Raw genomic sequence first — 20847 nt, 5'->3', positions numbered from 1 at the left:
TATGGAAAATCAAGATAAATTATACGATAAAATGAAACAAGCGGCAAAAAATGCCGAAGCCAATTCATTTCCTGGAATGGAAAAAGTCTGGGCACGAGTGGAAGAAAAATTAGATAAAAAAGAAGATAAAAAAGTTATCATTCTTTGGAAAAAATGGGCAATTGCTGCTTCTCTCCTATTGTTTGTTTCAATTGGTTATCAATTTTTTAAATCGGATAAAGAAGTAATTAAAAATGATAATCCGATTGTGATTGAAAACAAAGATACCATTCAAAATGTTTCTCCTTTACAAATTGAAAAACCAAAAGAAGAAGTTGTTGTTTCTACTGATGTTGAAGCTGAAAAAAAATCAAATACAAAACCAATTTCAAAAGAATCAATCCTAAAAAATTCTATTAAAAAAGATCAACAACTTGTATCTGTTTTTAATGACAGTTTAATGAAATTGAATGATTTAATTGCTTTAGATGAAGAAAAAAACAAACTCGTTTCCAAAGAAATTCCAACCGTAAAAATTTCCAGCGAAGAAATAGACAAATTAACCGGAGAAAGGTTGGTTACCGGGATTGTGATGGATAATTTTAATCTTCCACTTCCCGGTGCAACGGTAGTCATAAAAGGTACATCTAAAGGTACACAAACAGATTTTGATGGTAAATTCTCAATTAAAGCCAAAAAAGGGGAAACATTGGAGTTTAGTTATGTTGGAATGTTAACACAAACAGCCAAAATTGATAACTCTACAAACTTGAGTATTGCGTTAGCTGATGATGGAAATACATTAAGCGAAGTTGTAGTTGTTGGTTACAAAACAACAGCCAGAGTTGCTTACACAAATGCTGTTTCATCAGTTAGTGTTGACGAAATCAGAAACAATAAAAGAAATAATAAAACAAAAACTTTTTCTCCAGACCAAATTTTGGCTGGACAAACTATGGGTCTCAAAATAAAATCAGGTTCAGGTCAACCAGGTTCTACTAAAAGTATAAGAATTCGCGGAACATCATCATTAAATTCAAAAAATGAACCTCTTGTCATCCTAGACGGCAAACCCATTTCTAAAAAACAATTGCAAGTGCTTAATCCAAATGATATCAAAGATATTACGGTTTTAAAAGATGCATCAGCCACATCAATTTACGGCAGCCGAGGAAAAAACGGTGTAATCGTCATCACCTCCAAAAGCGGAAAAGTGGAAAAATTGTCTAGAAGACAACTTAGAAAAAAATTAAAAGAATTAGAAAAAGCTCAACAACAAGCACCCATTCAATGGCCGGAAAAGGATCCAACACAAGACGAATCGTATGAATCCTTTGAAGAAAACGCTTTTGAGAGTCCGAGTACCGCACCACTTTCTACGTTTTCGATTGATGTGGATAATGCTTCGTACACCAACATTCGTCGTTTTATCAACAACGGACAAGTTGTGCCCAAAGATGCTGTTCGAGTGGAGGAAATGGTGAATTTTTTCAAATATAAGTATGCTGAACCAACTAACGAACATCCGTTTTCCATTCACACCGAATACAGCGATTGTGGTTGGAACAGCAATCATAAAGTATTAAAAGTTGGTTTACAAGGAAAAAACATTCCAACGGATAATTTACCTGCTTCTAATTTGGTTTTTCTAATTGATGTTTCGGGTTCGATGAACGATCAAAATAAATTGCCATTGCTCAAACAATCGATGAAAATTTTGGTAGAGCAACTTCGAAAAAAAGACAAAGTTTCCATTGTGGTGTATGCCGGAGCTGCCGGATTGGTTTTGCCACCCACTTCCGGTGAGGATAAAAAGAGCATCATCGATGCATTGGAAAAATTGCAAGCCGGCGGGAGCACAGCCGGTGGAGCCGGAATTGAATTAGCCTACAAAACCGCTGAAGAAAACTTTGTCAAAAACGGAAACAACCGTGTGATTTTGGCTACTGACGGCGATTTTAATGTAGGAGCTTCTTCTAATACAGACATGCAAACCTTAATTGAAGAAAAGAGAAAAAGTGGTGTTTTCCTCACTTGTTTGGGCTATGGAATGGGCAATTACAAAGACAGCAAAATGGAAACCATTGCCAACAAAGGAAACGGAAATTATGCTTACATCGACAACATTCAAGAAGCCAATCGTTTTTTAGGAAAAGAATTCAAAGGGTCGATGTTTGCCATTGCGAAAGATGTGAAAATTCAAATTGAATTCAATCCGCAACACGTGCAAGCCTATCGTTTGATTGGCTATGAAAACCGAAAATTGAAAGACGAAGATTTTGTGAATGATGCTATTGATGCCGGCGAATTAGGAAGCGGTCACACGGTTACAGCTTTGTATGAAATTATTCCGACCAATGTGAAAAGCGACCATTTTAAAGAACCGATTGACTTGAAATATTCTAAAACAGAAAGTTCTTCAACTGCTTTCGGAAATGAATTGGCAACAATCAAATTACGATACAAAAAACCGGATGGTGATAAGAGTATTGAAACGGTTCAGGTAGTTGAAAATAAATCGATCCCAATAGTAAATTCATCCGATGATTTTAAATTTTCATCAGCCGTAGCTTGGTTTGGATTGAAATTGAGAGATTCAAAATTGGTTCAAAACAAAGACAGTGAAGCTATTAAGACCTTAGCAAAAAAAGGCCTTTCCAATGATGAAGATGGATATAAATCCGAATTTATCCGATTGGTTGAAACCGTGAAGTAAAAAATTGGTTATACTGAAAACCTGACAATTAACCCAAATTGTCAGGTTTTTTATTAACCCTACTTTAACAAATGATGTATAAAACTTCTGAAAAAAAATCATCAATTTTGTTAAAAAAATTACTCATGTCGTTAAACAAAATTTTATTGACAACTTTGATGACTATTGGACTAGTATTTTCATCAACTGCTCAAGAGAAATTCACAATTAGTGGAACCATTTCCGACCAAAACAGTAACGAAACACTTTACGGTGTAAATATCATTGCCACTGACACTAGATCCGGTACCACAACCAATGAATATGGTTTCTACTCGATTTCATTACCAAAAGGAACTTATACAATTCAAATTAGTTATGTAGGTTATCAAACTATTGAGGAAACGATTGTACTTGATAAAAACATTCGAAAAAACTTCTCATTGTTTGAATCGAGTCAGCAATTAAAAGAAGTTATTCTTACCGAACGAAAAGCCAAAGCCGAAATTCGGAAACCCGAAATGAGTGTGAACAAACTTTCTATACAAGAAATTAAAGAAATGCCGGTTTTGTTAGGGGAAGTTGACATTGTGAAATCCTTGCTCACATTACCCGGTGTCACCAGTGCCGGCGAAGGTCAGTCCGGATTCAACGTTCGTGGTGGTGGAGCCGATCAAAATTTGATTTTGTTAGACGAAGCAACCATATACAACTCATCCCATTTATTTGGATTATTTTCCGTTTTTAATCCCGATGCCATTAAAGATTTAAAATTGTATAAAGGCGGAATTCCTGCACGTTATGGCGGGAGATTGTCTTCTGTGTTGGATATTTATCAAAAAGAGGGAAACAGCAAAGATTATCATGTAAATGGTGGAATCGGAATCATTTCGAGTCGATTATTGGCGGAAGGTCCAATTGTAAAAGACCGAGGTTCATTTTTGGTAGCCGGTAGAGGTTCGTATGCTCATTTATTTTTAAAGCTAACTGATAATGATAACTCTGCCTATTTTTATGATTTGAATACCAAATTGAGTTATAAAATAAATGAAAACAACAACGTTTATTTTTCAGGTTATTTTGGTCGTGATGTTTTTAGTTTGAATAATACGTTTGTCAATACCTATGGAAATGCGGTGTTAAATCTACGTTGGAATCATCTATTTTCAGATAAATTATTCAGCAATATGTCGTTCATTTATTCGGATTATTATTATGGTTTGGAATTGGATTTTGTTGGATTTGAATGGAATAGCGGCATCAAAAATTATAATTTTCGCTATGATTTCAAACATTACTTAAGTGACAAACTGAAATTAACTTATGGTTTAAATACCATCTACTATAATTTTAATCCCGGTAAAATTGAACCAAGCCGACCGGATTCCGGTATCAACGAAGATCAATTGGATAAAAAATATGCTTTAGAATCAGCTATTTATGTGGATGCTGAACACCAATTATCAGAAAAAATAACGGTTTCTTATGGTTTTCGATTCAGTAACTTTTTACGTTTAGGTGAGCAAACCTTGAATGTATACGAAAACAATCAAGCTGTAAACTTTAATGCAGACTTTCAAGTGTATGAAAGTGCCACTCCGATTGGAACCGTATCGTATGGAAAAAATGAAACCATCGCCAGTTTCAACAATTTAGAACCCCGTTTTTCGATTTCGTATGCGTTGAATGACAATCAATCCATCAAAGCCAGCTATAATCGAATGAGTCAGTATTTACATCTGATTTCAAATACACAATCGCCTACTCCATTGGATGTTTGGGCTCCGAGTGATAACTTTTTAAAACCGCAATTGTTGGATCAATATGCCATTGGTTATTTTCAAAATTTTAAAGATGACGAATATTCCATCGAAGTGGAAACCTACTATAAAGACATCAAAGACCGCGTAGATTATATTGATGGTGCCAATTTAATTGCCAACGAAGCCATTGAACGAGTGGTTTTAAACGGTCGTGGACGAGCTTACGGAATGGAAGTATTATTTAGAAAAAATGCCGGTCGCTTTAATGGTTGGCTATCCTACACTTTAGCCAGAACCGAACAGCAAGTAGTCGGAAGAACGCCTGAAGAAACCGGTATAAACAACGGAAACTGGTACAAAACAGGTTTCGACAAACTGAATGACATTTCAATAGTTGGAAATTACAAATTAAATGAAAAATGGCGTTTTGGAGCTAATTTTTCTTTGCAAACCGGTCAGCCTGTGACCTATCCAAACGGACAGTATGAATATTTAGGAATCACCGTTCCAAGTTTTAATAACCGTAACGAAGACCGTTTACCAACCTACCATCGTTTGGATGTATCCGCCACTTTAACACCTTCTAAAAACAAAGGCAGAAAGTGGCAAGCGGAATGGGTTTTTGGTTTTTATAATATTTACAATCGTCAAAATGCGGCTTCGATTACGTTTCGACAAAACGATGAAACGGCCAGAAATGAAGCAGTTCGCTTATCTATTTTCGGAATTGTTCCGAGTGTAACGTATAATTTTAAATTCTAAAAAATGAAACATTTTAAATATAGCTTATTCGTTCTTTTTGCGTTTGTAACCTTTGGTTGCGAAGAAGTTGTGGATGTTGATTTGAATACAGCACCACCTCGTTTAGTAATAGAAGCTTCCATTAATTGGTTGCGAGATACTCCGGGCAATATCCAAGCTGTAAAATTATCAACGACAACCGATTATTTTTCGCAGGAAATTCCACCTGTCACCGATGCGTTGGTCTCCGTTACCAATAGTGAAGGAACAACATTTACTTTTACTCAAATTGAAGAACCGGGATTATATATTTGCACAGACTTTGTTCCGGTTTTAAATGAAAGTTACACGTTGACTGTGGTTTATGATGGTGAAACGTATACATCAACCGAACGATTATTAGCTACTCCCGAAGTCAAACGTGTTGAACAACGCAATGATGGCGGTGTTTTAGGGGATGAAGTAGAAGTGAAATTCTTTTTTGATGATATTCAAAATGAAACAAATTTTTACTTTTTGGGAATTTTTGATCCCTACAAAGTTATACCGGAATACGGTGTTTTGGAAGATCGCTTTTTTGAAAACAATGAAATGTTTGGTTTGTATTTTAGCGAAGAGTTAAAAACCGGCGATACGTTGACTTTCACAATGAATGGTGTTTCTCAAAATTATTTCAATTACCTCAACATACTTTTGGCACAAGCCGGAAATAATGCGGGTCCGTTTAGCACACCGACTTCTACGGTACGTGGAAATATTATCAATCAAACCAATTTTGATAATTTTGCTTTGGGTTATTTTCGATTGAGTCAGACGGAAGTGAATGAGTATATTATTGAGTGATTTCTTTCTTTATTTTAGTTCTCACAGAATACACAGAAAACAAGGAAATAGATTATATTTATACCTGATAGGTTTTTTTAAACCTGTCAGGTATAATTCATAAACAATAGAAAAAAACCATGTCATCACACCACATCGTAAAAGACGATCAAGAACCCGCATTAATCATTGCCAATGGTGCTGCTTGTAGCGAAGAATTACTTGGACAATTATTAGAATGGTCGCCTATTGTTATAGTATTAGATTCGGCAATTAGTCGTGTGATGGAATTAGGGATTAAAATTGATGTCTTGCTAGGCGATTTTGATCGAAATTTTGATGCTGATTATTATAAAGAAATTCAATATCCGCTTGAAATCATTCCAACTCCCGACCAAGACAAAACAGATTTAGAAAAAGCTTTTGATTATTTAGTAGAACGAAATATTCCGGCCGTCAACGTAGTTTGGGCCACCGGAAAAAGAGCCGATCATACGATTACGAACATTACTTCCATTGTAAAGTTTAGAGATAAATTGAAAATCGTTTTGTTTGATGATCATTCCAAAATATTTCTGCTTCCCAACAAATATGAAAAATGGTATCCCAAAAATACTGTTATTTCATTGATTCCGATTGGAGCTGTTCACGGCATTCATTCAAAAAATTTATTTTATCCGTTAGAAAATGATTCACTTACAATTGGCTACCGAACCGGAAGCAGTAATCATGTAGCAGAAGATGGAATCGTTCGTATTGATCACGAGGAAGGTGATTTAATTCTAATGGAATGTTGGGATTAAAAAAAATGCCCGTCCTAGAACGAGCATTTTACTTATAATTTTATGATATTTTATTACTTACATTCATTAAATTCCTTTACAATCGTAATCAAATTGTCTTGAATTTTCAAATCAAATGCTCCACTTGTAATTTCATCTGACAAATGTTTACAAGAACTTAAGTACTCGGCTAATTCTTTAGACAAATTTTTATTGTTTCTTTTGTCAATCATTTGACCCACATTTTGGTCTTTTAATTTGATAACAAAAACATCATCTTCTACCGGGTCAATGTAAACAGAATTTCCGTTTTCAGTAAACACTTCTTTGTAAAAATAAGCGTTGTTAAAGCCCAAAGACATGGCATTTGATAATTTTTTGGCCGCATCACCTTTCACTTTCATTCCTTTATAACCGGTTTCTGTACCATCACTATTTTTTACAAAAAAAGTAACATTATCTTTGGCAGAAAGTGTAATAATGCGTTCTTTACCTTTTTCATTTAAATATTTTATGGTCACATTTTTACCATAATTATCAATCGCATCCACTACTTCAGTATTTCCGGTTTGATGAACATCTAATTTTTCAAATTGAGCGGTTAAAGTTCCATCATATTTCACTCCTTTTTCATCGATTGCATAACCACGAACGTTGTAAACATTTACACTACGCTCTTTGGCTAATTTTACTTTTTCTTTCAACAGGTCCTGTTTGTATTGCTTTGCCTGACGACCTAAGGTAATATCTCTGTAAACTAATTCTCCCATTAATTCCACAAAAAAACTGGTATTATCCGAACCACTGTATCTTTTTTGTGCGGAATAAGTAAACTTACTGTCGTTAAATAATGTTACTTCCACTTCATTGTTCATATTTCCGGTGATTTTTGCAGTAGCCACTTTGATGTTATCCAAATCATAGACATCGGCAAAATTGTTATTTCCAAAAGCGGTATAGGGACTTCCGATTACTTTTCCAACAATATTAGTTCCGGCTGTCCCACCAAACATTACCGTTCCATCTGTTTTAACATGAGGGCGATATTTTGCAATCTTAGCTTCTTTTTCTTTTTTAGAAGCAATCACGTCAATTTTTGCTTGTAATGATTTGTCGCCAATACTTTCTCTTTCAGTGGCAAAAAAAGCATCAATTTTTTCTTGATTAAACCCGTTTATATCGAATAACTCATACTTTACAGACAATAAATGCATGATTATACGCGAAGAATTAAACGAAGTAATCAAAACTTCATAAGGAATTTCAGTTTTCTTTGTCCCATCAGCATTGGTAACCACTAACCATTGATTGATAATGGTCTGCCCTTCCATTAGCGATTTGTATTCGGCTGTAAATTGTTTGGTATTGTTTAAATCAAAAAATACACATTGGTCACGTACTTTATCATTAAAAATAGCAACCTCTTTTTCGTCAATTAAAACTCTGTCTTTTTTGGTCTTAATTTTCTGAGCAAAAGAGAAAAAAGGGATAAGTAATAAAAGGTAAATAATATTTTTCATAGTGTTTTTTTTATGCAAATATACAATTTGTCAATAGTGGATATAATTTTTGATTTTTTTTAATAGTTAATTAACAAATAGATTGGTAGTTTTAATCCTTATCAATTCATTATTATTTTTACTTTTCATACCTTAGCGACTCAGAACCTCAGCCGCTCAGCCCCTAAAAATGAAATTCCAAGTCATCTCAGAATACCAACCCACCGGCGATCAACCGCAAGCCATTGACAAACTAGCCAACGGAATCCTGAATGGCGAAAAATACCAAACCCTTTTAGGAGTCACCGGTTCCGGAAAAACATTTACTGTTGCTAACGTCATCGAAAAAGTAGAAAAACCGACGTTAGTGTTGGCTCACAACAAAACACTTGCCGCTCAATTGTATTCCGAATTCAAGCAATTTTTTCCGAATAATTCCGTGCAGTATTTTGTTTCGTATTATGATTATTATCAACCCGAAGCCTATATTCCGGTGACGGGAACCTATATCGAAAAAGATTTATCCATCAATGATGAACTCGAAAAACTGCGACTCAGCACCACCTCTGCCCTACTTTCCGGTCGCAGAGATGTGTTGGTCGTGGCGTCCGTTTCGTGTTTGTATGGTATCGGAAATCCGGTGGAATTCCAAAAAAATGTGATCTCCATTGACCGTGGACAAATCATTTCCCGAACCAAATTATTACACCGTTTAGTACAAAGTTTGTATTCGCGAACCGAAGCCGAATTCACTCCTGGAACGTTCCGAATTAAAGGTGATACGGTCGAAATTTTCCCGAGTTATGCCGATGATCCGTTTCGTGTTCATTTTTTTGGCGATGAAATCGAAGAAATTGAAGCGTTTGATGCGAAAACCTCAAAGGTCATCGAACGCTATTCCAAACTGAATATTTATCCCGCCAATATGTTTGTGACTTCCCCCGATGTGTTGCAAAATGCCATTTGGGAAATCCAACAAGATTTAGTCAAACAAGTCGATTATTTCAAAGAAATCGGCAAACATTTAGAAGCCAAACGGTTGGAAGAACGCACCAATTTCGATTTAGAAATGATTCGCGAGTTAGGCTATTGTTCCGGTATCGAAAACTATTCCCGTTATTTAGATGGTCGCCAACCCGGCACTCGACCGTTCTGTTTGTTGGATTATTTTCCGGATGATTTTTTAATGGTGGTGGATGAAAGTCACGTGACCATTTCGCAAGTGCATGCCATGTACGGTGGCGACCGCAGTCGAAAAGAAAACCTCGTTGAATTCGGATTCCGACTTCCGGCGGCAATGGACAACCGTCCGTTAAAGTTTGAGGAATTTGAAAGCCTTCAAAACCAAGTCATTTACGTTTCCGCCACGCCGGCCGATTATGAATTGCAAAAAAGCGAAGGCATTTATGTCGAACAAGTCATTCGCCCCACCGGATTATTGGACCCGATTATTGAAATTCGTCCGAGTTTGAACCAAATTGACGATTTAATCGAAGAAATTCAAGTTCGTTGCGAAGCCGACGAACGTGTTTTGGTCACCACCTTAACCAAACGCATGGCGGAAGAACTCACCAAATATTTAACCAAAGTGTCCATTCGTTGCCGTTACATTCACTCCGATGTCGATACGTTGGAACGAGTAGAAATCATGCAAGATTTACGCAAAGGCTTGTTTGATGTGTTGATTGGCGTGAACTTACTCCGTGAAGGATTGGATTTACCCGAAGTTTCGCTCGTAGCCATTCTCGATGCCGACAAAGAAGGTTTCCTCCGCAGTCATCGTTCGTTGACCCAAACGGTGGGAAGAGCCGCACGAAACGTAAACGGAAAAGCCATTATGTATGCCGATAAAATTACGGCTTCCATGCAAAAAACCATTGATGAAACCACCTATCGAAGAGAAAAACAAATTGCGTACAACACCCAACACGGATTGCAACCCAAAGCCTTGAATAAGAGTTTGAATAATGCGTTGAGCAACAATTCCGTTTCTACGCAATACTACGAAGACAAAGTCTTAAAAGCCGCCGAACCCGAAAGTTTATACCTCACCAAACCCGAAATCGAAAAGAAAATCCGTGACCTTCGAAAAGTGATGGAAAAAGCCGCCAAAGAACTCAACTTTATTGAGGCTGCCAAACTGCGTGATGAAATCAAAAGTTGGCAGGAGAAGATGTAATTTTTTTAAAGCTATTCCCGCTTTTCTCTACAAGCTTTTGCTCAAAAACCTTTTTTTCTAAGGCCCGGCAGGAGCTTCTAAGGTCGCTCTGCCAAACCAAGAAAAAATAGGTTTTTTTCACCAAAGGCTTTTCGCTTCAATCGGGGCTATGGGATTGTGCAAGAAAGAGATTATTTAGAAAATTCGATGTTTTAGGAAATTTATTAAAGTGTAATCTTTTTTGTAATTTAGTAAACTAATTATATGTTATACTGAGATTACGATCCCTGTTTTGATTGAATTCACGCAAGTTTATAACAAATATATACAAGTTGGCAGTAATTATTCCCAAATAAAACGGAAAATCAATGAATAAAAGATATCAAGTTTTTGTAAGTTCAACCTATGCTGATTTAAAGGAAGAAAGAGCAAAGGTTATCCAAACTATAATGGAATTGGATTGCATTCCAGCTGGCATGGAAATATTTCCTGCAATAGATGAAGAACAATTTGAATTCATAAAAAAAGTTATTGACGATTGTGATTATTATCTTTTAATAATTGGTGGAAGATATGGTTCATTATCCGAAGAAGGAATAAGTTATACTGAAATGGAATATGATTATGCAATTCAAAAAAATATAAAAATAATTGCATTTATTCATTCAAATCCGGACAATATTCCGTTTGGTAAATCAGAAAAAGATGCTGAATTAAGGCAAAAACTACAAGAATTCAGAGATAAAGTTGCAACGAATAGATTAGTAAAATTTTGGAGTAAAGCAGATGAGTTACCTGGCCTTGTGGCTTTAAGTTTATCTAAAACTATCAAAACATATCCTGCAATTGGTTGGATAAGAGCTAATGAAACTGCTAATCCTGAGTTATATATAGAAATAAATGATCTAAGAAAAGAAAATCAAGAATTAAAAGAAGGAATTGATTTAAATAAAGTAACAACAAATAGTTTAGAAAACTTAGCGGATTATAACGATGTTATAGAAATTACTGGAAAACACAGATTTTGGCATTCTGGTTATAAAAGAGATGTCGATTAAGTGTGGAAAACCAAAATATCTTGGAATCAAATTTTCAGTCTTATTTCACCATATCTTCTAGACAAACCAACAGATTCTAAAGCAAAAGAACTTTTAAGTAAAGTTATATATGAAGTAACTCCAAATTTTATTGATAAAGGAATAGCTAAATTAATTGACCAAGATTTTCAAACAATTAAGATTCAGTTAAAAGCACTTGGATTGATTGATTTAAACTATACAAAAACAAATGCTGGAGGTATGGATTTGTTTTGGCACATAACCGAAAAAGGAGAACAGTTAATGCTTCATTTAAGAAGTGTAAAAAAATAATTACTGCCACTCTACTCTCCTTAGTCTACTTTGATAGCACGTTGCTCTGCGAACGTCTGTGACTTCGCAGCGTCTTAATTCATCTAATTATTGTTATATTTGAATATCAAATTAGTACAGAGCTTTTACGTTTATTTATTTTATTACACCCAAAATATATGAAGAAATTAATTTTTACTTTTCTATTTATTTCAATCGCTGCTTTAGGACAAGAGTTTAACCTTGAAATTCATAAAACTTCTTTATTTGATTACATAAAAATTGAGGAAAAATTAGGAAGCATACGATTAGAAAATGAATCACGATATTATTCCGGCGAAGGAATAGCACAACCTATTCGATTTCTAAGAAAGGAAGAAGGAATTCCAAATTGTATTGTAAGTTATCAGTTTTATGAAAAGGATAGTGCGTTAACTCAGATTGAATATGAATGGGATGTTTATAACTTTGAAAAACAAGATAATAATCAAAAGTCTGAGGAATTCGAAAAAGAATTAATCTCTAAATATGAAAATCTTAAAAAAGAAATTTCAAAAAAACTCGGTCAACCTACAACAAAAAATAATTACTCAAATTTAGCAAAATACAAACAAGAATTATTCTTTGAAGAAAATGCTACTTGGAAACCTAACGATACTACAAAAGTTGAATTATATATCACTGTTTCCAATTATTATGAAAAAAGAGGTATGGTAACTATTAATCCTGTTCATCGGATAAGGCTTTACATAATGAAAATATAACTACTTCAACAACAATCTTTTACTTTTAAAATAAACTTATATGCCTTATATGGTTTAAAATAAATAAAAATGAAAACCTCCCACCAACTCGCCACCCGCATCCGTGAAGTCATTTTAAACGGCACATGGATTGCCAATACCAATTTTAAAGCCCAGTTGGAAAATACAAATTGGGAAATGGTCACCCAAAAAGTTAGTAACCTCAACACCATTGCCGTTTTGGCTCAACACGTTCATTACTACATCAACGGCATCAATCAAGTATTTGCCGGTGGCACGTTGGACATCAAAGATAAATACAGTTTCGATTTTCCGCCCATTACTTCACAAGCTCAATGGGAAACCTTTTTACACCAATTCTGGAAAGACGCAGAAACCTTTGCTCACCATGTCGAACAACTCACCGAAGAACAACTCAATACTGATTTTACCAATCCTAATTATGGCAGTTACTATCGCAATATTGATGGCATGATTGAGCACAGTTATTATCATTTGGGACAAATTGTATTAATCAAAAAACTCAGCACATCACACGAATAAACATAAAAAAAGCACCCCGAAAGGTGCTTTTCTCATTTTACTTTATGATTAACCAATTTCAATTAATCGTTTTGGTTTAGGTAAGGCTTCTTCGCGTTTGGGAAGTGTAATGTGCAACACCCCATTTTCATACGAAGCATTGATATCCGACTCGTTTACAATTTCCGGAAGTGTAAACGCTCTTTTGAAAGAAGAATAACTGAATTCTTTACGGGTATATTTACCGTCGCTGTCTTTTTCTTCTTTTTCGTGTTTGGATTCAGAAGAAATGGTTAACACGTTGTCATCCAATTCGATGTTAAAATCTTCTTTGCGTTTGCCGGGAGCGGCCAATTCTACCACAAAAGTGGTTTCGGTTTCTTTAATATTTACAGGTGGAACGGTGTTGTTCATGCGTTCCATTCCTCCCATCCAATCGGGTTTGAAAAATTCATCAAAAACAGCAGGAAATGGGAAACGGTTGGTTGTTTTTACAAGTGTCATAACTTTTTATTTTATAGGTTAAACATTTTCTTTTGACTTGTAAAAGACAAAGTTTATACCAATTGAAAATAAAAGTCAAATTGACATTTTTTCAACTTTAAAACAGACAAATTTTCAGATTTAAAGCTTGATTAACAAGGTTTTAACAGACATTTTTTCAGTCGTTGTTGATTAAAGAATTTCTGTTTTTAGGTTAGCTAAAGAAAGTGATGCCTCTTTTGGTCAACATGACAAGAGGATGAACTATTCCGTAAAATTTCCTTCGTCCAATTGCTAATATGCTAAATCAATTATGTTGCTCTGTAAAAATACTTAATAACAAATCAGGTTCAATCATTCCCGTGGGTGATTTTTCCATTTCAGCCAAAACCCTTTTGATGGAAAACGGATTGAGACCTAATTTTAAACCCAACTGATGCATAAATTCATGCTCGCGTTCATGGTGATGATGATCACAATGCGTAAGCAAAGCCAAACGATAGAAATGTTCGATGCGTTTAAACTCTGACTTAAATACCAAAAGTTCATTGGGAAGTGAAAATAATTCTTCAAAATCGGTTTCGCGAACATTCAATTCTTCTGCCACCATTTTGATAAATTCATATTCACGGTCATGTACTTTACCATCAACCCTTGACAATTCAATCATATCGCCTAATAGACTTAATTTTTCTTTATATGTAATCATAAAACCCTATTTTTGGCTAATTTAGTTTTTCCATTTAATTTATCAAAAAATGAAGTTAATTTTTTCGATACTTATTCTTTTCGGGATACTAGTTTTTGTTAGTCAAAACGTTTGGAGTCAAAAACGTTATACTACTTTCGAGATAGACGCTCCGCAATTGCAAACTACTAAGAAAATATGGGTTTATTTGCCGTTGAATTATGAAAAATCAACCCAAAAATATCCAGTATTGTATATGCACGATGCTCAAAATTTGTTTGATGCCAAAACTTCGTATGCCGGCGAGTGGAAGGTTGATGAAACGTTAGACAGTTTAAAAATGAATGTCATTGTTATTGGTATCGAACACGGTAACGAAAAACGTTTGGAGGAATTAACTCCGTTTAAACACGAAAAACACGGTGGTGGTAATGCCGATGCGTATTTGGAATTTATTGTAAATACTTTAAAACCACATATTGACAAAACTTTTCGAACCAAAATAAAAGCCAAACATACCACTATTTTCGGGAGTTCGTTAGGTGGATTGGTTTCGTATTATGCAGTATTAAAGTATCCGAAAACGTTCGGAAAAGCAGGTGTCTTCTCCCCTTCTTTCTGGTACACCAATGACATCTATACCTTAACGGAAAAAACAGAAAAAATAAACGCAAAACTCTATTTCTTATGCGGAGACAGCGAAAGCGAAGACATGGTTAGCGATTTTACAAAAATGACCACTTTGGTTGAAAAACGCATCTGTAAAAAATCGAACTTCAAACAAGTCATCATTAAAGGCGGAAAACATAATGAAAAGTTATGGAGAGAGAATTTTGGTGAGGCGGTTAAATGGATATTGGAATAATTGTTGGCTATCTGTTTATGAAAAAATAAAAATTCATTTCATTAGTTTAACTCTTATCTTTGCAAATTAATATAATAAACTGAGTAACTCAGCAACTCTAAAAACATGAACAACAACGATATCTTCAAAAAACTCCGTGTCGCCTTGCAACTTCGGGATGACCAAATTGTAGACATTTTACAATTGGTTGATTTTCGTATTTCGAAAGCGGAATTAGGAGCATTTTTTCGCAATGCTGACCATCCGAATTATATGGAATGTGGTGATCAGGTGTTGCGTAATTTTTTAAACGGATTGGTGATTCATTTAAGAGGAACTAAAGAAAATCCAAAAAATCCAATGGAAGTGATTCAAAGTCACAAACCAACTTCTCCTTCCACAGAAAAGCCAAAAAGCAAACCAATAGGTGATAAAAAACCTGTACAAAAATCAACTCTACGACCAACAGGAAAACCAACCGGAAAACCTGGTTTTAAAAAGAAACCAGAGGCAAAACCTGAAATCGTAGAGAAAGTAAAGTTTAATAACGGTAAGAAAAAATAGTTCCTACAAATACCTTTCTGCAATTATCCGTTGATGATGCTTTAGATGACCTATCGCAATAAAACCCATAGCTCTTACGGTAAAAGAATTATTTGAAGCGATTCCGGTGTACATTAATTCTTCGTCTGTAAATGACTTAAACAAATACAACGTTGCTAAACGAACTGCTTTGTATTCTTGTAGTAAATCGGATAGCGTTCTACTATTAGCTGCTGTAGCTTCAACATACTCATTTTCATCAAAACCGGGAAGTGGCGTTTGATCTTTTCGGGCAAACCGCAAGGATCGATAGGCAAAAACTCGTTCAGCATCAACAAGGTGTTGCACAATATCTTTGATGGCCCATTTTCCTTCCGCATAACGATATTCGTGCTTTTCAGATGGAATTTGAATTAGAAATTCTTCAAAATTTTGCATTGAATTTTCTAATTCTTCGATCAAATTTACATTACCTAATGCATTGATGTATGGTGAATAATACGATGCGTATTCTGTTGATTGTAAAGAGGATGAGTTCATTTTTTTTTACTTTTTTAAGCCGAATTTCTACTCGCATTAATATTTCCGAACAACGAACGGGTTACAATTTTTTCATACACCGCAATTTGCTTTTCGTCCGGATTGGGTTGTTTTTTTAATTCACTGATTTTTAACAACGCATATTGCTGAATCGTCAACAAGGGCAACACAATTTGTTCTCGAATTTCAATGGATGCTTTTCCGTCGGGATAATTTTCCATCAATTCGGTGAAACCGGATAATTTGAGTAGTAAGCGTTTGGTTTCCAAGTATTCATCATAAATAATCTGCCAAAACTCGCCAAATTCTTCATCCTTTTGCATATAGGCCGTTAGCGGAAAAAATGATTTAGATAACGACATCATGCTGTTTTCAATCAATGTTTTAAAAAACAAAGAATTTTGATACAACTGGGTTACTTTTTCCCATTGATTGGTTGCTTCAAACTGTTTCAAAGCGGTTCCAACTCCAAAAAAACCGGGTACATTTTGCTTGAGTTGACTCCAAGAACCCACAAACGGAATGGCACGCAAATCGTTAAAATCCAATTGATCGCTTTTATTTCGCTTGGACGGTCGACTACCGATATTGGTTTTGGCATAATAATTCAGTGTACTCATTTTTTCCAAATAAGGGATGAATTTCGGATGTTGTTTGAATTTCAAATATTTATCATAACTCAACCGTGACAATTCATCAAAAATTTGATTATCAGTTTCAGTTAACACATTTTCATCTTTGTTAAAAAGTTGATTGGTAGCACCGGCACTCAACAAATTCTCTAAATTATAACGACACGAATCCAAAGTACCAAAATTAGAACTAATCGTTTGACCCTGCACCGTCACTTGAATCTGCTGATTTTCGATGGTTGGTCCCATTGAAGCATAAAACTTGTGTGTTTTTCCTCCACCTCTTGCCGGCGGACCACCTCTACCGTCAAAAAACAGCACTTTTACGCCATATTTTCTTGAAATAGCTGTTAGTGTTTGTTTAGCTTTATAAATGCTCCAATTCGCCATTAAATAACCCCCGTCTTTAGTGCCGTCGGAAAAACCAAGCATCACAGTTTGAACGTTGTTTCTATTTTCAAGGTGCTTTTTGTATGCGGAATTGGTATATAATTGCTCCATAATTTTGTCGGCTGCTTGTAAATCATCCACCGATTCAAAAAGCGGAATGATGTCTACCGAAGGATTTTTCCAACCACAAAGGCTAAACATTGCAAAGGTTTCCATCACATTCAACGCACTTTCGTTGTTGCTGATAATGTAGCGATTGCACCCCAATTCGCCATTTTTCTCCTGAATGGTTTTCATGGCGTGAATAGAACTTATGGTGGATTTGGTGATATCGTTTTCAAAATCAGCTTCTGTTAATGAACTACTTATTGTAGCTAAAACTTCGATTTTTTCTTGTTCACTTAATTGAGAATAATTTGCCGGAAAAAGAGACTTTTCTGTGTCCACAATTTCTTGAAAAACCGCTTTGTGAATACGACTATTTTGACGAATGTCCAAGGTTGCGAAATGAAAACCGAACAAATTGAGTTTGTTTAATAACAAGTCAATTTCATCTAAATATAGCGATTGATGTTCGTCTTTAATAATATTTTTAATTTTATTCAATACTAATTTGAATTCATCAAAAGAAATATAAATCTCCCCTCTTGAATAAAAAACGGAACGATACAACTTACTTTCCACATCGGCAATTAACGTATCAACACCTTTAAACGTAAGCTTTCGCTTTAATTTACGAATATCTGAGTAATATGATTTTAAGATAGAAGTTCGAAGCCTTTCGGCAACTTTCAATGTAATTTCGGTCGTCACAAACGGATTTCCATCCCGATCGCCTCCCGGCCAAAATCCTAAATTAAAAATAGAATTGTGAATTTCTTCACCATCAAAAATATTTTTTTGAAGGTATTGAATCATTTCTCCGGCAGTTGGATAAAACACATTTTCCAAATACCAAATCAAACTTACCGCTTCATCAAATGGCGTAGGTTTTTCTTTTTTAATAAAAGGAGTTTTTCCTAATTGAGCCAGTAATTCTTTAATTACAACCAAGTTATTTACTTTTACAGCTTCGGTTAAATCGGTGATAATTCCCAACACAGCACCGGGATAAAATTGAGTAGGATGAGCGGTTAACACAGTCCGGACTTGGAAATTTTCAAGAAACTCTTTTAATTCTTTTCGTTTAGAACGTTGGTCGGCTTTTTCTTTCATATCACGAAGTGAACCTCGCCCTTCCATATTATTTACAATGGGAAAAGCCGCATCTTCAATAGCATCAAACAAAACAATTTGCCGTTCGATATATTGAATGAAACGAAACATTAATTCAATTTTCTGCTCTTCGGTTGGGTTTTCTAAATATTTGGCGGAGAAATAGTTAAAAATTTCCTCCGGATTTTGTTCGTTCTTAAAACCACTTTCACAGACTTCTGTAAAAAGAGGCAAAAGTACGCCGGTGTTATCAATCGCATCAAAAGGAAGCGTGATAAAAACACTATTGTAAATTTGATATTTAGATATTACATTTTGGTGAAATCGTTCAATTTTGGGAAGCGTGTACATAGACTCTTTTTTTGCTCACTAAATTAGTGAATTATTTAGGGGAAAGAAAACCGAAAGGCATAAAAAAACCCTCACCGAATAATGGAGAGGGTTTTTGAAGTTGAATATAAACTTACATATTTTTGAAAATCGTGTGCATCAAACGTTTTTTGTCGTTGATGCTTTCCTCTAATGAAATCATCGTTTCTGTGCGATAAACTCCATCAATGTCATCAATCATAAAAATCACGTCTTTGGCATGTTTGGTATCTTTTGCTCTAATTTTACAGAAAATATTGAATTTTCCGGTTGTCACGTGAGCAACGGTTACATAAGGTATTTCGTTGATACGCTCCAAAACAAATTTAGTTTGAGAGGTATTATTCAAGAAAACGCCAACATAGGCAATGAAAGAATAACCTAACTTTTCATAATCCAACGTTAAAGACGATCCCATGATAATTCCGGCATCTTCCATTTTTTTTACTCTTACGTGAACGGTACCGGCAGAAATTAATAGTTTTTTTGCGATATCCGTAAAAGGAACTCTCGTATTGTCAATTAACATGTCAAGAATTTGGTGATCTACTTCATCTAAACGAAACTTACTCATGGTTTTTTGTATGTATTTATTGTTGTTTATTTAATGCTACAAAAGAAGTACAATTTATTCAATAAAAAAACGATATTGTTATTTTTTTAGCAAACCATTAACAAATATTTTGTTATTTCCTAACATAAAGTCAGCTTTTTCATTAATTTTAGGAAAATTACCTTCATCATCTTGAAACAATTCTTGTAGAGCATCAAATTCGGTGTGACCATAAAATCCATTTAAATCCCCTACACTCGAAATATACGCCTTGAAAACCAATTGATTTTCGATAATTTCCTCCTTAAATTGTGCTGCAAAATTCGTTATTAAATTTGAATTATCATAATTTATTTTGACATTTCTGTAAACAATATCGAAAAAACAAGGATTATTTTGCGGAATTTTCAAATAATCATCAATTTTGTTATTAACTATATCGTTTTCGTAAAGCAGTTGGAAGGCACTCAACAAGCTGATGAAAATAAATTTTCGCGTTTCTTCTCGGTTATAATCGTTTTGAAAATGTCCGGCTTCAAACAAAACAGTTGGCACACCCAATTGTTGAAAAGTGTCTCCTACACAATTTCGGTTAAACCCATCGTCAAATCGCCCCACTTGATTAGAAATAAACTGTTGAAGTTCTTCATTTATTCCTGCTATTAAATTAATAGCCTTTAAACGCACTGCATTGATTTCTCTTTCTTCATTATAAGAAGGAGCCAAAAACGAAACAGTTGCCGGATTTTTTGTTTGTCCGGCACCAAATACAGTTCGTTGATCGTGCAAATTAAAACAAAAATCAGGTTTAAAATCCTTAAAAACATTCATCAACAATTGACTTTCAGGCTGAGATAGATGAATAAAATCACGATTTAAGTCTATTTGGTTTGCATTTTCTCTTGAATACATTTCCGCACCATCCGGATTGAGCATCGGAATAAAATAGAAACTAAATCTTTCTTTCCAATTTTTTACTTGCTCCACATCGGAGTCTAGAAAATTAAAAAGGTCAAAAAGTGCTTTTGTGGTTGTACTTTCATTTCCATGCATTTGAGACCAAAGTAAAATTTTAAAATTTCCGGTTCCAACTTGATAAGCATAAATTGATTTTCCCTTTACTGATTTACCTATAACTTGAATTTCGTTTTTAGAAAAATGTTTCCCTAAAACAGGTTCAATGTTTTGGAGTGTGATGTAGCGTCCTTTCAAATCAGTTTCTTTATTTTTTTGGTAAATAGAAAGGTAGTTCATTTTGGTAAATTTAAGCCAAACAAAGGTAATCATCTTTGTAATAACATTTGTAAACAGTCTGAAAAGAAATAAAAATTTAACTTTGTAAACACAGAAATGTATAAAATTTACAAACTAAAATATTAATAAATTATGTTATTGATAATCATTTATTTTGTTTAATTTAATTAAATATATTATTTAATTAAATACTGTCTTAAAAAGTTAAATTACATTTGTAACATTTATTTAAAACAACTTATTGATTACATTTGTAACATCA

Annotated in this window: 18 protein-coding genes; 11 read left to right on the top strand and 7 right to left on the bottom strand. The window is 34.5% G+C overall.

Features of this window, described 5'->3' with window-relative positions:
* The first annotated feature begins 1 nt into the window (after nucleotide 1).
* From EQG68_RS08885 to EQG68_RS08870, 4 genes are all read left to right on the top strand, one after another.
* Entirely contained in the window at nucleotides 2–2695 is a 2694-nt protein-coding gene (locus EQG68_RS08885; protein WP_246011696.1) for a VWA domain-containing protein, read from the top strand.
* A 125-nt stretch (nucleotides 2696–2820) separates the two neighbouring features.
* The gene (locus EQG68_RS08880; RefSeq protein WP_129464459.1) at nucleotides 2821–5199 is read left to right on the top strand and encodes a TonB-dependent receptor; all 2379 of its coding nucleotides are present in this window, start codon (nucleotides 2821–2823) and stop codon (nucleotides 5197–5199) included.
* A 3-nt stretch (nucleotides 5200–5202) separates the two neighbouring features.
* Nucleotides 5203–6021 carry a DUF4249 domain-containing protein gene (locus EQG68_RS08875; protein ID WP_129464458.1) on the top strand — a complete coding sequence of 273 codons (819 nt, stop codon included), beginning with the start codon at nucleotides 5203–5205 and terminating at the stop codon, nucleotides 6019–6021.
* Nucleotides 6022–6140: 119 nt separating this feature from the next.
* Nucleotides 6141–6803, top strand: a complete 663-nt coding sequence (locus tag EQG68_RS08870; protein WP_129464457.1) for a thiamine diphosphokinase — start codon at nucleotides 6141–6143, stop codon at nucleotides 6801–6803.
* 53 nt (nucleotides 6804–6856) lie between these two features.
* Here the strand turns inward: EQG68_RS08870 and EQG68_RS08865 are convergent, their stop codons facing one another.
* A complete protein-coding gene (locus tag EQG68_RS08865) occupies nucleotides 6857–8302 on the bottom strand; it encodes a hypothetical protein (protein WP_129464456.1) in 1446 nt (481 codons plus the stop codon).
* Between the two features lie 169 nt (nucleotides 8303–8471).
* Between EQG68_RS08865 and uvrB the strand changes: the two genes are divergently transcribed.
* From uvrB to EQG68_RS08845, 5 genes are all read left to right on the top strand, one after another.
* Nucleotides 8472–10460: an excinuclease ABC subunit UvrB gene (gene uvrB / locus EQG68_RS08860; protein WP_129464455.1), complete on the top strand. Its 1989-nt coding sequence runs from the start codon at nucleotides 8472–8474 to the stop codon at nucleotides 10458–10460.
* A gap of 347 nt (nucleotides 10461–10807) precedes the next feature.
* Entirely contained in the window at nucleotides 10808–11497 is a 690-nt protein-coding gene (locus tag EQG68_RS08855) for a DUF4062 domain-containing protein (protein ID WP_222845209.1), read from the top strand.
* Complete coding sequence (locus EQG68_RS15200) at nucleotides 11498–11809, top strand: hypothetical protein (protein WP_222845208.1); 312 nt, start codon at nucleotides 11498–11500, stop codon at nucleotides 11807–11809. It begins immediately after the preceding gene.
* Between the two features lie 158 nt (nucleotides 11810–11967).
* Nucleotides 11968–12552: a hypothetical protein gene (locus tag EQG68_RS08850; RefSeq protein ID WP_129464454.1), complete on the top strand. Its 585-nt coding sequence runs from the start codon at nucleotides 11968–11970 to the stop codon at nucleotides 12550–12552.
* Nucleotides 12553–12621: 69 nt separating this feature from the next.
* On the top strand, nucleotides 12622–13095 hold the full coding sequence (locus EQG68_RS08845) for a DUF1572 domain-containing protein (protein ID WP_129464453.1): 474 nt from the start codon (nucleotides 12622–12624) through the stop codon (nucleotides 13093–13095).
* A gap of 48 nt (nucleotides 13096–13143) precedes the next feature.
* Here EQG68_RS08845 and EQG68_RS08840 read toward each other — a convergent pair whose 3' ends face one another.
* Nucleotides 13144–13578: an Hsp20/alpha crystallin family protein gene (locus EQG68_RS08840; protein WP_129464452.1), complete on the bottom strand. Its 435-nt coding sequence runs from the start codon at nucleotides 13576–13578 to the stop codon at nucleotides 13144–13146.
* A 286-nt stretch (nucleotides 13579–13864) separates the two neighbouring features.
* Entirely contained in the window at nucleotides 13865–14266 is a 402-nt protein-coding gene (locus tag EQG68_RS08835; RefSeq protein ID WP_129464451.1) for a TerB family tellurite resistance protein, read from the bottom strand.
* 49 nt (nucleotides 14267–14315) lie between these two features.
* On the opposite strand from EQG68_RS08835, the gene EQG68_RS08830 reads away from it, so the two are divergent.
* Together EQG68_RS08830 and EQG68_RS08825 are read left to right on the top strand one after the other, a co-directional pair.
* Nucleotides 14316–15110: an alpha/beta hydrolase gene (locus EQG68_RS08830; RefSeq protein ID WP_129464450.1), complete on the top strand. Its 795-nt coding sequence runs from the start codon at nucleotides 14316–14318 to the stop codon at nucleotides 15108–15110.
* A 105-nt stretch (nucleotides 15111–15215) separates the two neighbouring features.
* On the top strand, nucleotides 15216–15653 hold the full coding sequence (locus tag EQG68_RS08825; protein ID WP_129464449.1) for a DUF1456 family protein: 438 nt from the start codon (nucleotides 15216–15218) through the stop codon (nucleotides 15651–15653).
* A 3-nt stretch (nucleotides 15654–15656) separates the two neighbouring features.
* On the opposite strand, the gene EQG68_RS08820 is transcribed toward EQG68_RS08825, so the two are convergent.
* The 4 genes from EQG68_RS08820 to EQG68_RS08805 all read right to left on the bottom strand — a co-directional run bounded on the left by EQG68_RS08820 (nucleotide 15657) and on the right by EQG68_RS08805 (nucleotide 20585).
* Nucleotides 15657–16172, bottom strand: a complete 516-nt coding sequence (locus tag EQG68_RS08820) for a DinB family protein (protein ID WP_129464448.1) — start codon at nucleotides 16170–16172, stop codon at nucleotides 15657–15659.
* Between the two features lie 14 nt (nucleotides 16173–16186).
* On the bottom strand, nucleotides 16187–18760 hold the full coding sequence (locus EQG68_RS08815; protein WP_129464447.1) for a phosphoenolpyruvate carboxylase: 2574 nt from the start codon (nucleotides 18758–18760) through the stop codon (nucleotides 16187–16189).
* Between the two features lie 112 nt (nucleotides 18761–18872).
* Nucleotides 18873–19352, bottom strand: a complete 480-nt coding sequence (locus EQG68_RS08810; protein ID WP_129464446.1) for an Lrp/AsnC family transcriptional regulator — start codon at nucleotides 19350–19352, stop codon at nucleotides 18873–18875.
* Between the two features lie 78 nt (nucleotides 19353–19430).
* Nucleotides 19431–20585, bottom strand: coding sequence for a M14 family metallopeptidase (locus tag EQG68_RS08805; protein ID WP_129464445.1), 1155 nt, complete (start codon nucleotides 20583–20585; stop codon nucleotides 19431–19433).
* Nucleotides 20586–20847: the final 262 nt, after the last annotated feature.

Source organism: Flavobacterium piscinae (assembly GCF_004122145.1).
In the GTDB taxonomy this organism is placed as follows: domain Bacteria; phylum Bacteroidota; class Bacteroidia; order Flavobacteriales; family Flavobacteriaceae; genus Flavobacterium; species Flavobacterium piscinae.
The sequence above is the reverse complement of the archived record's forward strand: the minus strand, read 5'-3'. Positions and strand labels throughout refer to the sequence as shown.

What these genes read in the sequence shown, in the direction of transcription:
- EQG68_RS08840 (WP_129464452.1), bottom strand. Translation starts at nt 13,578, where the DNA reads ATGACACTTGTAAAAACAACCAACCGTTTCCCATTTCCTGCTGTTTTT.
- EQG68_RS08825 (WP_129464449.1), top strand. Translation starts at nt 15,216, where the DNA reads ATGAACAACAACGATATCTTCAAAAAACTCCGTGTCGCCTTGCAACTT.
- EQG68_RS08815 (WP_129464447.1), bottom strand. Translation starts at nt 18,760, where the DNA reads ATGTACACGCTTCCCAAAATTGAACGATTTCACCAAAATGTAATATCT.
- EQG68_RS08810 (WP_129464446.1), bottom strand. Translation starts at nt 19,352, where the DNA reads ATGAGTAAGTTTCGTTTAGATGAAGTAGATCACCAAATTCTTGACATG.
- EQG68_RS08855 (WP_222845209.1), top strand. Translation starts at nt 10,808, where the DNA reads ATGAATAAAAGATATCAAGTTTTTGTAAGTTCAACCTATGCTGATTTA.
- EQG68_RS08820 (WP_129464448.1), bottom strand. Translation starts at nt 16,172, where the DNA reads ATGAACTCATCCTCTTTACAATCAACAGAATACGCATCGTATTATTCA.
- EQG68_RS08830 (WP_129464450.1), top strand. Translation starts at nt 14,316, where the DNA reads ATGAAGTTAATTTTTTCGATACTTATTCTTTTCGGGATACTAGTTTTT.
- EQG68_RS08875 (WP_129464458.1), top strand. Translation starts at nt 5,203, where the DNA reads ATGAAACATTTTAAATATAGCTTATTCGTTCTTTTTGCGTTTGTAACC.
- EQG68_RS08850 (WP_129464454.1), top strand. Translation starts at nt 11,968, where the DNA reads ATGAAGAAATTAATTTTTACTTTTCTATTTATTTCAATCGCTGCTTTA.
- uvrB (WP_129464455.1), top strand. Translation starts at nt 8,472, where the DNA reads ATGAAATTCCAAGTCATCTCAGAATACCAACCCACCGGCGATCAACCG.
- EQG68_RS08870 (WP_129464457.1), top strand. Translation starts at nt 6,141, where the DNA reads ATGTCATCACACCACATCGTAAAAGACGATCAAGAACCCGCATTAATC.
- EQG68_RS08845 (WP_129464453.1), top strand. Translation starts at nt 12,622, where the DNA reads ATGAAAACCTCCCACCAACTCGCCACCCGCATCCGTGAAGTCATTTTA.
- EQG68_RS08835 (WP_129464451.1), bottom strand. Translation starts at nt 14,266, where the DNA reads ATGATTACATATAAAGAAAAATTAAGTCTATTAGGCGATATGATTGAA.
- EQG68_RS08885 (WP_246011696.1), top strand. Translation starts at nt 2, where the DNA reads ATGGAAAATCAAGATAAATTATACGATAAAATGAAACAAGCGGCAAAA.
- EQG68_RS08805 (WP_129464445.1), bottom strand. Translation starts at nt 20,585, where the DNA reads ATGAACTACCTTTCTATTTACCAAAAAAATAAAGAAACTGATTTGAAA.
- EQG68_RS08880 (WP_129464459.1), top strand. Translation starts at nt 2,821, where the DNA reads ATGTCGTTAAACAAAATTTTATTGACAACTTTGATGACTATTGGACTA.
- EQG68_RS08865 (WP_129464456.1), bottom strand. Translation starts at nt 8,302, where the DNA reads ATGAAAAATATTATTTACCTTTTATTACTTATCCCTTTTTTCTCTTTT.